We start from the raw sequence: 16,415 nt of genomic DNA on the forward strand, positions 1-16,415 counted from the left end.
TTGCTTTGTTAAGGGAGCATCGATGACGAGCGATCGCCGCACCGTTCCAGCGGTGCTGGACCGGATTGCCGTGCAGTATTCGGACCATGAGGCCCTGGTCAGTACCGCCGGCGGAGCCGGCGATCCAGCCTTAGATCAGCGACTGACATACCGAGACCTGCGCGCGCACGTACGCCAAGCCGCCGCGGCGATGATCGACCTCGGTGTCGAACCCGGCGACCGCGTGGCGATCTGGTCGCCCAACACCTGGCACTGGGTGGTGGCCTGCCTGGCCATCCACTACGCGGGCGCACAGATGGTGCCGCTGAACACGCGCTACACCGCCAGCGAGGCCACCGACATCCTGGCCCGCACCGAGGCTCCGCTGCTGATCGCCGCGGGCGAGTTCCTCGGATCGGACCGCGCCGCCGAGCTGAACCGCGATGCGCTGCCCGCTTTGCGCCACATCGTGCGGGTGCCGATCGACAAGAACGACGGCACGTGGGATGAGTTCGTGGCGCGAGGCACTGACCTCGAGGGCGTCGACGCGCGCGCCGCGGCGGTCCAACCCGACGACGTCTCCGACATCCTCTTCACCTCCGGCACCACGGGACGCAGCAAGGGCGTGCGGTGCGCACACCGCCAGTCGCTCGACGGATCTGCGGCCTGGGCCGAGTGCGGTCAAGTCACCAGCGCCGACCGCTACCTGTGCATCAACCCGTTCTTCCACAACTTCGGCTACAAGGCCGGCATCCTGGCCTGCCTGCAGACTGGCGCGACGCTGTACCCGGTGCTCACGTTCAAGCCCGAGCAGGTGCTGAAAACCATCGCCGAACAGCGCATCACTGTGCTCCCCGGTCCGCCGACCATCTTCCAGACCCTGCTGGACCATCCCAACCGCGCCGACTACGACCTGTCCTCGCTGCGCTTCTCGGTGACCGGAGCGGCCGTCGTCCCGGTGGTCCTGATCGAGCGGATGCAATCCGAACTCGACATCGATATCGTCCTGACCGCCTACGGCCTGACCGAGGCGGCCGGATTCGGCACCATGTGTAGCGCCGACGACGATGCCGTCACCGTGGCCACCACCTGCGGCCGGCCCATCGCCGATTTCGAACTACGCCTGGATGATTCGGGCGAGGTGCTCCTGCGCGGACCCAACGTCATGCTCGGCTACCTCGATGATCCAGCCGCAACGGCCGGCACCATCGACTCTGAGGGCTGGCTACACACCGGCGACATCGGCACGCTCGACGCGCGCGGCAACCTGACCATCACCGATCGTCTCAAGGACATGTACATCAGCGGTGGGTTCAACGTGTACCCGGCCGAGATCGAGCAGGTCCTGGCCCGCTTGGACGGGGTCACCGAATCCGCGGTGATCGGCATTCCCGACGAGCGGCTCGGCGAAGTCGGCAAGGCCTACGTGGTGCTCAAGCCCGGGGTGGCGCTCGATGAGGCCGCCGTGATCGCTTACGCGCGTGAGCATCTGGCGAACTTCAAGGCGCCGCGGTCAGTGGAATTTCTGGATGTGCTGCCGCGAAATCCGGGCGGCAAGGTGATCAAACCGGTGCTGCGCAGCAGAGGGACCCGAGAAGGGGTGCAATGGACCTGACATTCGACGACGAGACCGAGGCCTTTCGGGCCGAGGTCCGCGACTTCCTGACGGCCAACCGGGACTCGTTCCCGACGAAGTCGTACGACACCCTTGAGGGTTTCGAACAGCACCGCCGTTGGGACAAGGTGCTTTTCGACGCCGGACTGTCGGTGATCGCCTGGCCCAAGGAGTACGGCGGCCGCGACGCCACCCTGCTGCAGTGGGTGGTGTTCGAGGAGGAGTACTTCCACGCCGGGGCACCTGGCAGGGCCTCCGCCAACGGCACCGCGATGCTGGCCCCGACACTGTTCGCGCACGGCACCGAGGAACAACTTCAGCGCGTGCTGCCGAAGATGGCCAGTGGCGAGGAGATCTGGGCGCAGGCCTGGTCCGAGCCCGAGTCGGGCAGCGATCTGGCCTCGCTGCGCTCGACAGCCACGCAGGTCGACGGCGGCTGGAAGCTCAACGGACAGAAGATCTGGAGCTCACGCGCACCGTTCGGTGAGCGCGGCTTCGGCCTGTTCCGCTCCGACCCGGAGGCGCAGCGTCACAAGGGTCTGACCTACTTCATGTTCGACCTCAAGGCTCCCGGGATCACCGTGCGCCCGATCGCGCAGCTCGGCGGGGACACCGGATTCGGCGAGATCTTCCTCGACGACGTGTTCGTCCCGGACCACGACGTGATCGGCGGCGTGCACGAGGGCTGGCGCGCCGCGATGAGCACGTCGAGCAACGAGCGCGGCATGTCGCTGCGCAGCCCGGCCCGATTCGTGGCACCTGCGGAACGTCTTGTGTCGCTTTGGAAGTCGAATCCAGACCCGGTGTTCACCGACCGGGTGGCCGACGCCTGGATCAAGGCGCAGGCCTACCGGCTGCACACCTTCGGCACCGTGACCCGGCTGGCCAACGGCGGTGAACTGGGAGCCGAGTCCTCGGTGACCAAGGTGTTCTGGTCCGACCTGGACGTCGCCCTGCATCAGACCGCGCTGGACATGCAAGGACCCGACGCCGAGCTCGCAGACCACTGGACCGAAGGCCTGCTGTTCGCGCTCGGCGGCCCGATCTACGCCGGCACCAACGAGATCCAGCGCAACATCATTGCGGAGCGGCTCCTCGGCCTGCCGCGGGAGGCAAAGTGAACTTCGAAATCGACGAACAGCAGCGGGACTTCGCGGCCAGCATCGACGCCGCACTGGGCGCCGCCGATGTCCCGGCTGCGGTACGCGCGTGGGGTGACGGTGACACCGCACCTGGCGCCAAGGTGTGGGCACAGCTGACCGACCTCGGAGTGACCGCTCTGCTGGTGCCGGAGAAGTACGACGGCATCGAGGCCCACCCGGTCGACCTCGTCGTCGCCCTGGAGCGGTTGGGCTATTGGGCGGTGCCCGGTCCGGTGACCGAATCCATCGCCGTGGCACCGATCCTGCTCGCGAACGACGAACGCTCCGCACAACTCGCCTCCGGCGAGCTGATCGCCACCGTCGCGATGCCTCCGCAGGTGCCGCGCGCCGTCAACGCCGATGTCGCGGGACTTACCCTACTGGCCGCCGACGGTCAGGTCGGCGATGCGACGGTGGGCGCCGCCCACGATTCCGTCGACCCGGCCCGAAAGCTGTTCGACGTCACCGCATCCGGTGACACGCAGGCCGCGGACACCGCACGGGCCTACGAGTTCGGTGTGCTGGCGACCGCCGCCCAGCTGGTCGGTGCCGGCCAGGCCGTGCTGGATCAGTCCGTCGAATACGCCAAGCAGCGCACCCAGTTCGGCCGGATCATCGGCTCGTACCAGGCCATCAAGCACAAGCTGGCCGATGTGCTCATCGCCGTCGAAATGGCCCGCCCGCTGGTCTACGGTGCGGCGCTGTCGCTGGCGGAGGGATCGCCCCACACCGCACGTGACATCAGCGCCGCCAAGGTGGCCGCCGCCGACGCCGCGCTGCTGGCCGCCCGCTCGGCGCTGCAGACCCACGGCGCCATCGGGTTCACCCAGGAACACGACCTGTCCCTGGCACTGCTGCGCGTACAGGCGTTGCGCAGCACCTGGGGCGACCCCACTACCCATCGCCGTCGACTCCTGGAGGCCCTCTCGTGAGTGAAGAACGCCAACTGCTGCGGCAAACCGTCGCCGCGCTGGTCGACAAGCACGCCTCCCCCGAGGCCGTGCGCACGGCGATGGAATCCGAACGCGGCTACGACGAGAAGCTGTGGAGCCTGCTGTGCGAGCAGGTAGGCGCGGCCGCCCTGGTGGTCCCAGAGGAACTCGGCGGCGCCGGCGGCGAACTTGCCGACGCCGCAGTGGTTCTCGAAGAGCTCGGCAAGGCCCTGGTGCCCACCCCGCTGCTGGGCACCACGGTCGCCGAACTCGCCCTGCTGGCCGTGGGCGATCACGAACCGCTCGAAGGTCTTGCCGAGGGCGCGTCCATCGGCACCGTGGTGTTTGACGCCGAGTACGTCATCAACGGTGACGTGGCCGATGTCGTCATCGCCGCCGACGGGGAGAACCTGACCCGCTGGACCACGTTCACCGCGACCCCCAAAACCACCATGGATCTGACCCGGCGGCTGTCCGCGGTGATCCCCGGTGACACCGCCGCCCTCGGCGCCGATCCCGGCCTGTCCGACACCGCGGCCCTGCTGATGGCCGCTGAACAGATCGGTGCCGCGTCGCGCTGCCTGGACCTCACCGTCGCCTACACCAAGGACCGGGTTCAGTTCGGCCGCGCCATCGGCAGCTTCCAGGCGCTCAAGCACCGGATGGCCGATCTGTACGTCAAGGTGTCCTCGGCACGCGCCGTCGTCAACGACGCCATCGCCGACCCGTCGCCCACCACGGCTTCCCTGGCCCGCTACTTCGCCAGCGAGGCGCTGTCCGCGGTGACCGCCGAAGCCATCCAGCTGCACGGCGGCATCGCGATCACCTGGGAAAGCGACATCCAGCTGTACTTCAAGCGCGCCCACGGCAGCGCCCAGCTGCTGGGTCCGCCCCGCGAGCATCTGCGTCGGCTCGAAGCCGAAGTGTTCTAACGCGTGCCCATCTTTCGCCGAAATCGCATTCCAGCAGGCGTTTACTCGCACTTTCCCTGCTGGAATGCGGTTTCGGCAGTTAGGGCAGCGTTGCTAACCTCAGTTCGATGACCGATCACGTCGCACTACGAGCCGGGATCCCGCCGTTCCACGTCATGGACGTGTGGCTGGCTGCGGCCGAACGTCAACGCACGCACGGCGATCTGGTCAACCTCTCGGCCGGGCAGCCCAGCGCCGGGGCCCCAACTGCGGTGCGCGACGCCGCCGTCGCCGCGCTGAACGCGGGTCCACTCGGATACACCGTCGCGCTCGGTATCCCGGAGCTGCGCGCCGAGATCGCCGCGTCGTACCGCAAGTACGGCGTCGAGGTGAGTGTCGACGAGGTGGTGCTCACCACCGGGTCCTCGGGCGGATTCCTGCTGACCTTCCTGGCCTGTTTCGACGTCGGCGACCGGGTCGCGATCGCCAGCCCCGGCTATCCCTGCTACCGCAACATCCTGACAGCGCTGGGCTGCGAGGTGGTCGAGATCCCGTGTGGCCCCGAGACCCGGTTCCAGCCGACCGTCGAGATGCTCGAAGCGCTCGATCCCCCCGTGGCGGGCGTGATCGTCGCGAGCCCGGCCAACCCGACCGGCACCGTCATCCCGCCTGTCGAATTGGCCGCGATCGCTCGCTGGTGCGACCGGACGGGCGCGCGGTTGATCAGCGACGAGGTCTACCACGGCCTGACCTATCCGGGCGCCCCCGAGACCAGTTGCGCGTGGGAGACCTCGCGGAATGCCGTGGTGGTCAACAGCTTCTCCAAGTACTTCGCCATGACCGGCTGGCGGTTGGGCTGGTTGCTGGTGCCCACCGAACTGCAGCGTGCGGTCGACCGGCTCACCGGCAACTTCACCATCTGCCCGCCCGCGCTGGCACAGCACGCCGCGGTGGCCGCCTTTACCCCGGACGCGCTGGCTGAGGCCGACGGCCTGCTCTCGCACTACGCCGACAACCGCACACTGCTGCTCGACGGGCTGCGTGGCATCGGCATCGATCGGCTGGCGCCGGCCGACGGCGCCTTCTATGTGTACGCCGACGTCAGCGATCACACCGACGACTCCCTGGCCTGGTGCTCAAAGCTGTTGGCCGACACCGGCGTCGCCATCGCACCCGGCATCGACTTCGACACCGTGCGCGGCGGCGCCTATGTGCGGCTGTCCTTCGCGGGCCCGACCAGCGATATCGAAGAGGCGTTGCGCCGCATCGGTTCCTGGCTGAACTAGCTCGACTCTGCGGTGAGGGCGCGGCCCACCCGCACTTTCACACCCTGAGCGCAGAGTCGACGGCTTTTAGGTCGGCACGGTCCACGTCGGCCAGATCGATACCCTTGGTTTCCCTGGCGAAGTACACCGCGACCAGGGTGATGATCGAGGCACCGGCCAAATAGATCGCGATCGGCACCGACGAGCCGAATTCGCTCAACAACCGCACGGCGATGATCGGCGCCAGTGAACCCGCCACGATCGCGGTTACCTGATAGCCAAGGGAGACACCGGAATAGCGCATCCTGGTGGGGAACATCTCCGACATCATCGCCGGCTGCGGCGCATACATGAAGGCATGGAACAGCAGGCCGATGACGACGGCCGACATGATCACCAGATGGTTCTGGCTGTCCATCATCGGGAAGGCGAAGAATCCCCAGGCTCCGGTGGCGACGGTACCGATCAGGTACACCGGGCGCCTGCCGACGCGGTCCGACAATGCGCCGACCAGTGGGATGGCCACGAGGTGCACCGCATGGGCGACCAACAGCCAGCGCAGGATCGAACCGGTGTCAGCGTGCGCGTGCACCTTCAGGTACGTAATCGAGAACGTGACGACCAGGTAGTACATGATGTTCTCGGCGAAGCGCAGCCCCATCGCGGTCAGAACGCCGCGCGGGTAGCGCCGCAGCACCTCGACGGCGCTGAACGACGACGCCTTGAGCTGTTCGGCTTCCTGCTGTGCCGCAACGAAGATCGGCGCGTCGGTGACCTTCGTGCGGATGTAGTAGCCGATCAGTACCACCACCGCCGACAGCCAGAACGCGACCCGCCAGCCCCAGGACAGGAAATCCGAATCCGACAGGGTGCTGGTGAGTACCAGCAGCACGACGGTGGCCAGCATGTTGCCGACCGGAACCCCTGCCTGTGGCCAGCTCGCCCAGAAACCACGGCTCCGATCGGGGCTGTGCTCGGCCACCAACAGCACCGCCCCACCCCATTCGCCACCGACCGCGAATCCCTGGAGGAATCGCAGCACCACCAGCAGGGTCGGCGCCCAAGATCCGATCTGCCCGTACGTCGGCAGACATCCCATCAGGAAGGTCGCGACACCGACCAGAAGCAGCGAGAACTGCAGCAGCTTCTTGCGGCCGTACTTGTCGCCGAAGTGGCCGAACACGATGCCGCCCAACGGCCGCGCCACGAACCCGACCGCGTAGGTGACGAACGCCGCCAGGATCGCGTCCAGGTCGCTACCGGACTGCGCGAAGAACACCTTGCTGAAAACCAGCGTCGCGGCCGTGCCGTACAGGAAGAACTCGTACCACTCGACGACCGTGCCGGCCATGGACGCGGTGACGACACGTTTCAGGCCGGTGGTCGTCGAGAACTCAGCGAGGGCCTCAGTTCCGTTGTGATCGGCGGCACACATGGTGTGTGAGTATGCAGGTCGGTGTGACCCCGCGTTGGACTACCCCTGAATCAGCGGTGCGCCTGTGGCGGCCTGGACTTCGTCGAACGTGAGGCCTTCAGCGGCCTCGACAAGGGTGAGCGTGCCGTCGCCGGGGATGTCGATGACGGCCAGGTCGGTGATGATCCGGTGGACGACGCGTTCTCCGGTCAACGGCAGCGTGCAGCTCTCGACAATCTTCGGCTGCCCCGACTTGTCGACATGTTCCATCAGGACGATGACCCGACCGGCCCCGTGGACGAGGTCCATCGCCCCGCCCATGCCCTTGACCATCTTCCCCGGGACCATCCAGTTCGCCAGGTCACCGAAGCGCGACACCTGCATGCCGCCCAGCACGGCGACGTCGATGTGGCCGCCGCGGATCATCCCGAACGACAGCGCCGAATCGAAGAACGCGGCGCCGGGGAGCACCGTCACCGTTTCCTTGCCGGCGTTGATGAGGTTGGCATCGATCTCGTCGGCCGTCGGGTACGGTCCGGTGCCCAGGATCCCGTTCTCCGAGTGCAGGGTGACGTGCACATCGGGGTCCAGATAGCCGGGGATCAGCGTCGGGAGGCCGATTCCGAGGTTCACGTACTGTCCGTCCGACAGTTCGCGCGCCGCGCGGGCGGCCATCTGCGCGCGGGTCCAGCCTTTGGTGATCACCGAATCCGTCATGCGGACACCTCTGTCTCCTCGCGCACGGTGCGCTTCTCGATGCGTTGTTCCTGCGGTCCCGTCTCGACGATCCGCTGCACGAACACGCCCGGAAGGTGGACCTGCTCGGGATCCAGTTCGCCTGGCTCGACCAGCTTTTCGACCTGCGCGATGGTGATCCGGCCGGCCATGGCGACCAGCGGGTTGAAGTTCATCGCAGTCTTGTCGAAAACCAGGTTGCCGTGGGTGTCACCGACGGCGGCGTGCACGAGGGCGAAATCGGCGTGGATGCCGGTCTCCATCACGTATCGCCTGCCGTCGAACTCGCGGGTCTCCTTGGGCGGCGAGGCCACTGCGACCGAACCGTCCGCCGCGTAGCGCCACGGCAGCCCGCCGTCGGCAACGAGGGTGCCGACCCCGGCCAGCGTGTAGAAGGCGGGGATACCGGCCCCACCGGCGCGCAACCGCTCAGCAAGCGTGCCCTGAGGGGTCAGCTCGACTTCGAGCTCACCGGCCAGGTACTGACGCGCGAACTCCTTGTTCTCCCCGACGTAGGACGCCGTCACGCGTCGGATGCGCCCCAGGCCCAGCAGAACGCCGAGACCCACGCCGTCGACACCGCAGTTGTTGGAGAACACCGAAAGGTCCTTGGCGCCGGAATCGGCCACGGCCTGAATCAGGCTGTCCGGAATCCCGCAAAGCCCGAATCCTCCGACTGCCACCGATGCGCCATCACCGATGTCGGCGACCGCCTCGTGGACGTCAGCGACCTGCTTACTGGCCATACTTCATGCTCCTGCGTTCGTTCAGTGGATCAATCGCCTATGCGAGGACATCACCATTGGGCTGGGCAACGCAAGGCCCATCAGTGCACCGGCCGGGTTGTGTCCGCTCAGGTGACACCGCGCGCCACCGGCGTCCATTGAGTGGACGCTAGAGTCAGTGGCTGTGACCGACGGCGTAGCTGGCACTCCAGTGATCACGCGGGCCGCGGCGATCCTGCGCGCCCTCGCCGACGCCCGGTCGGACGGGCTCACCACAACCGAGCTCGCCCGCACCACGGACATGCCGCGCGCGACGGCGCACCGCATGCTCACCGCGCTGGCCGGCGAAGGCCTCGTCGACCGCGCCTCCGACACCGGGTTGTGGTTCCTGGGGCCGGAGGTCTACTTGCTGGGTTCGGTGGCCGCCGCCCGCTACGACGCGGCGCCGCTGGCCACCGATATTCTCCGTGCTCTGACGCGTGACACTGGGGAGAGCGCGTTCCTGTCAGCCCGCCGGGGCGATGAATCGGTATGCGTGTCCGCCGAAGAAGGCAGTTTTCCGTTGCGCTCACATGTGCTGTATCCGGGCAAGCGGTTCCCTCTCGGTGTCGCCTCGGCCGGAATCGTCATGCTCGCGCATCTTCCCGATTCGGAGATCGCGGCGTACCTCGATCGTGTTGACCTGACCGCAGATTGGGGTGCGGTGCACTCACCGGCTCAGCTTCGACGCCGCATCGAACAGACCAGGATCAGCGGCTACTCGGTCAACCCGGGCCTGATCGTCGAGGGCAGCTGGGGTATCGGCGCGGCGGTGTTCAACGAGCTCGGTCAACCGATGTGGGCGCTGAGCCTCACCGGAGTGGAGATGCGCTTCGACGCCCGACGCCAGGCCGCGCTCGGAGAGTCGTTGCTGCTGGCCGCACACGCGCTCAGCCAACGCCTGAAGCGGAAGCGACTCAGTGGTGGAGGACGCGCTGCGCGAGATGCTGACGCGGGTGGCCGATGAGGACAGCCGACCGGCGTTTCGGTTGCCGACACACGGGAGCGGTGGCCTGCACCCAGGTGTCGACCTCGACGACAAGGAAGCCCTCGCCGAACGGCTGGGCGACAATGCTCGTCCCTGACGTCAGGGTATTGATCTACGCCATCCGTGCGGACAGCGCCGAACATGAGTCGTACGCCGCGTGGCTTTCGGAGGCACTGAACGCGGACGAACCGGGATCAGTGATCTGGCGCTCTCCAGTGTCATCCGGATACTGACCAACCACCGGGTGTTCCGCGAGCCGAGTTCGACGGCGCAAGCATTCGAGGCGTGCCGTGCGATACGGTCCGCACCGTCGGCCGTGCCGCTGCGTCCCGGGCCACGCCACTGGTCCATCTTCGACTCGCAATGCGCCGGGACGGGAGCGAAGGCGAATGCGGTTCCGGACGCCTTCCACGCCGCGCTCGCCATCGAGAACGGCGCCACCTGGATCACCACAGACGTGCCTTTGCGCGGTTCCCCGGATTACGCTGGCGGACACCGTTCGACTGAAGTTGACTGGCAGGTATGCCATTCATCGAGCACGACCGCGGGCGGGCCTACTACCGGCACTGGGCCGCACCGGAACCCCGTGCAGCGGTCATCTTTCTCCATGGATTCGGTGAACACACCGGGGTCTATCACCGCTACGGATTCGCCCTCAACGCCGTGGGCATCGACCTGTGGGCCGTCGACCAGTTCGGGCACGGCCTGACCCCCGGCACCCGCGGCGATTTCGGCAGCATCGAGGACAGTTCATCGCTGGCCGAAGCCCTGAGCGGGCTTGCCGAGAAGGAGACCCCAGGCATACCGCTGGTGGCACAGGGGCATTCGTTCGGTTCGGTGGTGACCCTGTTCCGGTTGCTCGGTGAGCCCGACCGGTACCGGGCCGGCATCATCTCCGGTGCCCCACTGGTACCGATCCCCGAAATGCTCGACCCGGACACCTCATTGGACCTGGATCCGAACTGGCTCTCGTCCGATCCGTTCTACCTCGACAGCCTGGAGAACGACCCGCTGGCCTTCGTCGACGCCGACGGAGCCGCACTCACCCGCGAGCTGGACCGAGCCTGGGACCGGTTCGGCGCCGAGCTGCCCAAGCTCACGGTGCCCACCCTGGCCCTGCACGGCTCGGCCGACGTCATCGCTCCGATCGGCGCGGTCAAGGCCTATGCCGAACAGATAGAACCGTTGCAGTTCAAGGAGTTTGACGGCAGCCGCCATGACATTCTGAACGAGTCGGTGCACCGTGAGGTCGCCGCGGACATCGTGGAGTTCATCGGCGCGCAGACCGGCTAACGGCCGGCGCCGTACCCCGCGGTGAGCCAGTAGATGGTCCGGTCCAGGCTGGGCAGGATCTCGGTGATCGCGATCTCGCCCGCGGTGAACCTGCCGACCAGCCCGAACACCAGGCTGGTGAGGATGTTGTCGAGATCGTGGACGAATACGTCGTCGACCCCGGCCAGAATGGACAGGCCCGCCGGTACCACCGCGTCGAGGCCGCGACGCACCAGGCGGTCCCCACCCGGCGCGGCCCTGGCCCGCGAGTACGCCCGCAGCATGTCGGGGTGCTTTTCCCACGGTTCGAAAATGGTGCGGAACATCCGGATCAGCGCCTCGTACAAGGACTCCCCCGACTCGCGGGTCTGCCCGGCCACTGCCGAATAGCGGTTCTCGGCCATCCACGAATCGAGCGCGGCAAGGATCAACTCGTCGCGGGTGGAGTAGCGCTTGTAGATCGTGGCCAGTGAGGTCTTGGCCCGGCGCGCCACCTCGCGCAGTTGCACAGCCTCATAACCCTCGGTCTCGAGGATCTCCACGACGATGTCGAGGATCCGGTCACGCTCATCTGCCACTTCGAAAACACCCTTGCCGCCGGAGAGTAACCAGGTTACCGTACCGCTGTAACACGGTTACAGCCATTCGGCGGAGCGAGGATCAATGGGAAATCTGGACGGAAAAGTCGCCTTCATCACCGGGGTAGCCCGGGGTCAGGGCCGCAGTCACGCGGTGGCACTCGCCAATGAAGGCGCCGCCATCATCGGTGTCGACATCTGCGCCGACATCGCCTCCAACCCGTACCCGATGGCCAGCCGCGCCGAACTCGACGAGACCGTCGCACTCGTCGAAGCCGCGGGCGGCAAGATGATCGGCACAGTCGCCGATGTCCGCGACTTCCACGCACTCAAGGCCGCGCTCGATGCGGGTGTCGAGCAGTTCGGGCGGTTGGACATCGTGCTCGCCAACGCCGGTGTCGCCCCCACGGCGTTTCGCGAAGTGACCATCGAAGAAGACCTCGAGATGTGGACCGATGCGGTCAGCGTCAACCTGGTCGGCTCATTCCACACCGCCAAGGCCGCCATCCCCCATTTGATCGAAGGCGGGCGGGGCGGATCGATCGTCTTCACCAGTTCGACCGCCGGGCTGCGCGGCTTCGGCGGCCTGCAGGGCGGAGGCCTGGGCTACGCGGCATCCAAGCACGGCATCGTCGGGCTGATGCGCACGCTGTCCAATGCACTTGCCCCACACAGCATCCGGGTCAACACCGTGCACCCCACCGCGGTGAACACCATGATGGCGGTCAACCCGGCGATGACGGCATTCCTGGAGAACTACCCCGACGGCGGTCCACATCTGCAGAACCCGATGCCGGTGTCATTGCTGGAGCCGCAGGACATCAGCGCAACCATCAGCTACCTGGTGTCCGACGCCGCCAAATACGTCACCGGGGTCACCCTCCCCGTCGACGCCGGCTTCACGAACAAGCTCTGATGGGGCGGGTCACCGGCAAGCGTGTGCTGATCACCGGCGCTGCACGCGGTATGGGCCGAAGCCACGCGGTACGCCTGGCCGAAGAGGGCGCCGACGTGATCCTGGTCGACATCTGCGAATCGTTGCCAGAGGTGGAATATCCCCTGGCCACCCGCGACGATCTGGACGAAACCGCCCAACTCGTCCGGGAGCTCGGCCGCCAGGCACTGACCTATGTTGTCGACGTGCGCGACGGCGAGGCTTTGAGCGCCGCGGTCGCCGACGGCGTCGAGAAGCTGGGTGGCCTGGAGGCCTCCGTCGCCAACGCCGGAGTTCTTACCGCGGGCACCTGGGACACCACCACCGCGGAGCAATGGCGCACCGTCGTGGACGTGAACCTGATCGGCACGTGGAACACCTGCTCGGCCGCGCTGCCGCATCTGGTGGAACGCGGCGGCAGTCTGATCAATGTCAGTTCGGTGGCGGGGATCAAGGGCTCGCCGCTGCACACGCCGTACACGGCGTCCAAGCACGGTGTGGTCGGCCTCAGCCGCGCCTTGGCCAATGAGCTTGCCGCGGTCAATGTTCGAGTCAACACGGTGCATCCCACCGGAGTCGCCACGGGGCTGCGCCCGGACACCTTGCACACCCTGATCCACGAGACCCGCCAGGACCTCGGGGCGATCTTCCAGAACGCGCTGCCGATCCAGATGACCGAGGCGCTGGACATCAGCAATGCGGTGCTGTTCCTGATCTCCGATGAAGCCCGGCACGTGACCGGGCTGGAGTTCAAGGTTGACGCCGGGGCGACGATCCGATGACCGCCTCCGATACCCGGTCCGAGCGTGGCAGACGCGAATTCGCCGAGGTGATGACGTTCGAGGCACCCCCCGACAACACAGCCGCGAACTCCGCATTGATCGACTTCGTGTTCGCCGAGGTGTGGCCGCGCACCGGGCTGTCCCGTCGGAACCGGCGCTTCGTCACCCTGCCATGCGTGGCGGCGGCGGACGCCGAAGGACCGTTGCGCGACCACGTGTACGCCGCGCTCAACAGCGGTGACGTCTCCATCGTCGAAATGCGGGAAACCGTGCTGCATTTCGCGGTATACGCGGGATGGCCCAAGGCCTCGCGGTTCAACGGCGTGGTCGACGAGCAGTGGGACCGGATTCACCGCGAACGGGGTCTGACCCCGCCCGCGCCGGAGCCGTTGCTGCCGCTGACCACGCCCAGCGATCCGGAGGACCGGCTGGTGTGCGGCGAGGAGTCGTTCCGGGACATCAACTGCATGGATTTCGCCCCCACCCGCGACAACCCGTACTCCGGGGCCGGGATCCTCAACTTCGTGTTCGGGGAGATGTGGTTACGGCCCGGGCTGGGCATGAAGGAACGCCGCCTGGTGACGGTGGCCTGCGTGGCCTTCCAGGATGCGCCGCTGCCGATCCTGAGTCACGTCTACGCCGCGCTCAAGAGTCGTGACGTCTCCTTCGACGAAATGGACGAGCTGGCATTGCATTTCGCCGCCTATTACGGCTGGCCCAAGGCTGCGAACCTCAACCTGGTGATCGGTGAGCAGAAGCAGCGGGTGCTGTCGGAGTGGGAAGCCGAGGCATGAAGTTCGAGCACATCTACCCGGCGACCGGCCAACCGAACGGAACCGTGGACCTGGCCGGGGCCACCGAGATCGACGCTGCGGTGGCCGCGGCAACGAAGGCACAGCGGGAATGGGTTTCGCTCACCGTCGATCGGCGCCGGGACCTGCTGATCGGCCTGGCCGACGTCGTGCACGACCGCCTCGACGAACTCGCGAAGCTCAACGTGGCCGACTACGCGGTGCCGATCTCGTTCGCCGGCACCGCAATGCTTCTCGAACGGTTCTTGCGGCATTTCGCGGGCTATGCCGACAAGCCGCACGGGGTGACAACTCCGGTCAACGGATCGTTCGACATCAATCTCGTCGAGCGCGAGCCGTACGGCGTCGTCGGCGTCATCACTCCCTGGAACGGCTCTCTGGTCGTCACCGGATCGTGCGTTGCCCCGGCCCTGGCCGCGGGCAATGCCGTCGTGCTCAAACCCTCGGAGCTCGCGCCGTTCGCGGCACTGCGTTTCGGTGAGCTCTGTGTCGAGGCGGGATTGCCCGACGGGCTGGTCACCGTCGTCCCCGCCAACGCCGAGGGCGGCGACGCCCTGGTACGTCATCCCGGTATCGGCAAGATCGCCTTCACCGGCGGCGGCGCGACAGCACGCAAGGTATTACAGGCCGCCGCAACGAATCTGACGCCGGTGGTCAGCGAACTCGGCGGCAAATCCGCCAACCTCATCTTCGCCGATGCCGATCTGGACCTGGCCGCCACGCTGTCGGCACACCAGGGCCCGCTCATGCAGGCTGGGCAGAGCTGCGCGTGCGCCAGCCGGATCCTCGTGCACGATGGTGTTTACGACGAATTCCTGGAGAAGTTCCTCGGCGTCGTCAGCTCAGCCCGCATCGATGACCCGATGGATCCCACGACCACATTCGGCCCGGTGATCAGCCAGGCCGCGGCCGACCGGATCCTGACCGCCGTCGACACCGCGGTGTCGACGAGGGCGGGTGAATTGTTGTTGGGCGGCAAGCGGATCGGCGGCGATCTCGCTGAGGGCTACTACATCGAGCCGACCGTGTTCGGCGGGGTGGACAACGCCTCGGAGCTCGCACAGCTGGAAACCTTCGGGCCGGTGGTCTCGGTCATGCGGTTCCGCGACGAGGACGAGGCCGTGCACATCGCCAACGACACTCCGTACGGTTTGAACGCGTTCGTGCAGACGACGGACTTGAACCGTGCACACCGGGTGGCCCGGCGGCTGGAATCCGGGTCGGTGTGGATCAACCAATTCAGCGACATCTCTCCGCAAGGCCCCTATGGCGGTTACAAGCAGAGCGGCTCCGGCCGCACCGGAGGTCTGGAAGGTCTGCACGAGTTCCAGCAGGTGAAGAACATCCGCATCGCCGTGCGCTGATTTTCCGGCCCCGGTTGACGTGAGCCAGGCAACACTCCACAATAACCGTCATGTTCGGTCATAAATCCACAATGACGGTCAGTCGTGCTGCCGGTTGAGCGTCAAGAGGCGATCGTCGAGGCGGTAGACACCGCACAGGCGATCAGCACCGACGAACTCGTCCGGCGGCTCGGGGTATCGGCCGAGACGGTTCGCCGTGACCTGGCCTTTCTCGAAGAACGCGGGGCACTGCGCCGCGTCCACGGCGGTGCGGCCGCGGTCGCCGACCACCGCCCCATCGAGCCGTCCTACTCCGAGCGCAAGATGATCCGCCACCAGGCCAAAGCCCAGTTGGCCCGGGTCGCCGCCGGACTGCTCGAAAACGGACAGACGGTGATCATCGACATCGGGACGACAGCCGTCGCCGTCGCCCAAGCCATTCCCCGCGGGTTCACCGGAACCGTGATCACCCCGTCGCTGCCCGTCGCGGTGGAGCTGGCCGACCGCCCCGGAATCGAGTTGCTACTGGCGGGCGGTCGGATCCGGGCCGGTGACCTGGCCTGCTCGAACGCCCACACCAAGGCCGTCTTCAACGACATCTACGCCGACATCGCACTGCTCGGGTCCGGCGGCGTCGATGCGGCGGCCGGACTCACCGACTTCCACCTCGACGAGATCGACGTGCGCCGCACGATCATCGCCAACAGTGCACGCAGCTACATCCTGGCCGACTCGTCCAAGCTCGGACAGGTCGCGCCCTATCGAGTGTGCGATCTGAGCGCCGTCAACGGACTGATCACCGACCAAAGCACCGACCCTGCCGTCGTAACCGCTTTCCAGGAGACGGGAGGTGTGGTCATGCCGGCACGGCCGGCAAGCGCCTGAAACGGGTGCGGGCGACGTTGCAGCGTCGCCCGCGGACCGAGCCATTCCTTCGCGAAACAATCCA

The 16,415-nt window shown here is 66.8% G+C and carries 16 protein-coding genes; 12 read left to right on the plus strand and 4 right to left on the minus strand.

Annotated features, from left to right (window positions below):
* Nucleotides 1–22 precede the first annotated feature (22 nt).
* From fadD3 to HBE63_RS22270, 5 genes are all read left to right on the plus strand, one after another.
* A complete protein-coding gene (fadD3, locus tag HBE63_RS22250) occupies nucleotides 23–1,594 on the plus strand; it encodes a 3-((3aS,4S,7aS)-7a-methyl-1,5-dioxo-octahydro-1H-inden-4-yl)propanoate--CoA ligase FadD3 (RefSeq protein ID WP_166906681.1) in 1,572 nt (523 codons plus the stop codon).
* Complete coding sequence (locus HBE63_RS22255) at nucleotides 1,585–2,715, plus strand: acyl-CoA dehydrogenase family protein (protein WP_166906682.1); 1,131 nt, start codon at nucleotides 1,585–1,587, stop codon at nucleotides 2,713–2,715. The genes fadD3 and HBE63_RS22255 overlap by 10 nt, the downstream gene beginning before the upstream one ends.
* Entirely contained in the window at nucleotides 2,712–3,668 is a 957-nt protein-coding gene (locus HBE63_RS22260) for an acyl-CoA dehydrogenase family protein (protein WP_166906683.1), read from the plus strand. Before HBE63_RS22255 ends, HBE63_RS22260 begins: the two co-directional genes overlap by 4 nt.
* The gene (locus tag HBE63_RS22265) at nucleotides 3,665–4,600 is read left to right on the plus strand and encodes an acyl-CoA dehydrogenase family protein (protein ID WP_166906684.1); all 936 of its coding nucleotides are present in this window, start codon (nucleotides 3,665–3,667) and stop codon (nucleotides 4,598–4,600) included. The genes HBE63_RS22260 and HBE63_RS22265 overlap by 4 nt, the downstream gene beginning before the upstream one ends.
* 107 nt (nucleotides 4,601–4,707) lie before the next feature.
* Nucleotides 4,708–5,865, plus strand: coding sequence for a pyridoxal phosphate-dependent aminotransferase (locus tag HBE63_RS22270; protein WP_166906685.1), 1,158 nt, complete (start codon nucleotides 4,708–4,710; stop codon nucleotides 5,863–5,865).
* A gap of 37 nt (nucleotides 5,866–5,902) precedes the next feature.
* Here the strand turns inward: HBE63_RS22270 and HBE63_RS22275 are convergent, their stop codons facing one another.
* The 3 genes from HBE63_RS22275 to HBE63_RS22285 are packed head-to-tail and all read right to left on the minus strand — an operon-like array spanning nucleotide 5,903 to nucleotide 8,739.
* On the minus strand, nucleotides 5,903–7,279 hold the full coding sequence (locus HBE63_RS22275; protein ID WP_166906686.1) for an MFS transporter: 1,377 nt from the start codon (nucleotides 7,277–7,279) through the stop codon (nucleotides 5,903–5,905).
* A gap of 39 nt (nucleotides 7,280–7,318) precedes the next feature.
* Entirely contained in the window at nucleotides 7,319–7,975 is a 657-nt protein-coding gene (locus tag HBE63_RS22280) for a 3-oxoacid CoA-transferase subunit B (RefSeq protein WP_166906687.1), read from the minus strand.
* Nucleotides 7,972–8,739: a CoA transferase subunit A gene (locus HBE63_RS22285; protein WP_166906688.1), complete on the minus strand. Its 768-nt coding sequence runs from the start codon at nucleotides 8,737–8,739 to the stop codon at nucleotides 7,972–7,974. Before HBE63_RS22285 ends, HBE63_RS22280 begins: the two co-directional genes overlap by 4 nt.
* A gap of 163 nt (nucleotides 8,740–8,902) precedes the next feature.
* On the opposite strand from HBE63_RS22285, the gene HBE63_RS22290 reads away from it, so the two are divergent.
* Nucleotides 8,903–9,724, plus strand: a complete 822-nt coding sequence (locus tag HBE63_RS22290; RefSeq protein WP_243858220.1) for an IclR family transcriptional regulator — start codon at nucleotides 8,903–8,905, stop codon at nucleotides 9,722–9,724.
* Between the two features lie 543 nt (nucleotides 9,725–10,267).
* Complete coding sequence (locus HBE63_RS22295; protein ID WP_166906690.1) at nucleotides 10,268–11,038, plus strand: alpha/beta fold hydrolase; 771 nt, start codon at nucleotides 10,268–10,270, stop codon at nucleotides 11,036–11,038.
* Here the strand turns inward: HBE63_RS22295 and HBE63_RS22300 are convergent.
* The gene (locus HBE63_RS22300; RefSeq protein ID WP_166906691.1) at nucleotides 11,035–11,595 is read right to left on the minus strand and encodes a TetR/AcrR family transcriptional regulator; all 561 of its coding nucleotides are present in this window, start codon (nucleotides 11,593–11,595) and stop codon (nucleotides 11,035–11,037) included. The two genes, HBE63_RS22295 and HBE63_RS22300, sit on opposite strands and share 4 nt — an antisense overlap.
* A gap of 85 nt (nucleotides 11,596–11,680) precedes the next feature.
* Between HBE63_RS22300 and HBE63_RS22305 the strand changes: the two genes are divergently transcribed.
* The 5 genes from HBE63_RS22305 to HBE63_RS22325 all read left to right on the plus strand — a co-directional run bounded on the left by HBE63_RS22305 (nucleotide 11,681) and on the right by HBE63_RS22325 (nucleotide 16,351).
* On the plus strand, nucleotides 11,681–12,511 hold the full coding sequence (locus HBE63_RS22305; protein ID WP_166906692.1) for a mycofactocin-coupled SDR family oxidoreductase: 831 nt from the start codon (nucleotides 11,681–11,683) through the stop codon (nucleotides 12,509–12,511).
* The gene (locus HBE63_RS22310; RefSeq protein WP_208301183.1) at nucleotides 12,511–13,311 is read left to right on the plus strand and encodes a mycofactocin-coupled SDR family oxidoreductase; all 801 of its coding nucleotides are present in this window, start codon (nucleotides 12,511–12,513) and stop codon (nucleotides 13,309–13,311) included. Before HBE63_RS22305 ends, HBE63_RS22310 begins: the two co-directional genes overlap by 1 nt.
* Nucleotides 13,308–14,105, plus strand: coding sequence for a carboxymuconolactone decarboxylase family protein (locus HBE63_RS22315; RefSeq protein WP_166906693.1), 798 nt, complete (start codon nucleotides 13,308–13,310; stop codon nucleotides 14,103–14,105). The genes HBE63_RS22310 and HBE63_RS22315 overlap by 4 nt, the downstream gene beginning before the upstream one ends.
* Nucleotides 14,102–15,487: an aldehyde dehydrogenase gene (locus HBE63_RS22320; protein ID WP_166906694.1), complete on the plus strand. Its 1,386-nt coding sequence runs from the start codon at nucleotides 14,102–14,104 to the stop codon at nucleotides 15,485–15,487. The genes HBE63_RS22315 and HBE63_RS22320 overlap by 4 nt, the downstream gene beginning before the upstream one ends.
* A gap of 84 nt (nucleotides 15,488–15,571) precedes the next feature.
* Nucleotides 15,572–16,351, plus strand: coding sequence for a DeoR/GlpR family DNA-binding transcription regulator (locus HBE63_RS22325; RefSeq protein WP_166906695.1), 780 nt, complete (start codon nucleotides 15,572–15,574; stop codon nucleotides 16,349–16,351).
* Nucleotides 16,352–16,415: the final 64 nt, after the last annotated feature.

Source organism: Mycobacterium sp. DL440 (assembly GCF_011745145.1).
Classification (GTDB): Bacteria; Actinomycetota; Actinomycetes; order Mycobacteriales; family Mycobacteriaceae; genus Mycobacterium.

What these genes read in the sequence shown, in the direction of transcription:
- fadD3 (WP_166906681.1), top strand. Translation starts at nt 23, where the DNA reads ATGACGAGCGATCGCCGCACCGTTCCAGCGGTGCTGGACCGGATTGCC.
- HBE63_RS22255 (WP_166906682.1), top strand. Translation starts at nt 1,585, where the DNA reads ATGGACCTGACATTCGACGACGAGACCGAGGCCTTTCGGGCCGAGGTC.
- HBE63_RS22270 (WP_166906685.1), top strand. Translation starts at nt 4,708, where the DNA reads ATGACCGATCACGTCGCACTACGAGCCGGGATCCCGCCGTTCCACGTC.
- HBE63_RS22275 (WP_166906686.1), bottom strand. Translation starts at nt 7,279, where the DNA reads ATGTGTGCCGCCGATCACAACGGAACTGAGGCCCTCGCTGAGTTCTCG.
- HBE63_RS22280 (WP_166906687.1), bottom strand. Translation starts at nt 7,975, where the DNA reads ATGACGGATTCGGTGATCACCAAAGGCTGGACCCGCGCGCAGATGGCC.
- HBE63_RS22285 (WP_166906688.1), bottom strand. Translation starts at nt 8,739, where the DNA reads ATGGCCAGTAAGCAGGTCGCTGACGTCCACGAGGCGGTCGCCGACATC.
- HBE63_RS22295 (WP_166906690.1), top strand. Translation starts at nt 10,268, where the DNA reads ATGCCATTCATCGAGCACGACCGCGGGCGGGCCTACTACCGGCACTGG.
- HBE63_RS22305 (WP_166906692.1), top strand. Translation starts at nt 11,681, where the DNA reads ATGGGAAATCTGGACGGAAAAGTCGCCTTCATCACCGGGGTAGCCCGG.
- HBE63_RS22310 (WP_208301183.1), top strand. Translation starts at nt 12,511, where the DNA reads ATGGGGCGGGTCACCGGCAAGCGTGTGCTGATCACCGGCGCTGCACGC.
- HBE63_RS22315 (WP_166906693.1), top strand. Translation starts at nt 13,308, where the DNA reads ATGACCGCCTCCGATACCCGGTCCGAGCGTGGCAGACGCGAATTCGCC.
- HBE63_RS22320 (WP_166906694.1), top strand. Translation starts at nt 14,102, where the DNA reads ATGAAGTTCGAGCACATCTACCCGGCGACCGGCCAACCGAACGGAACC.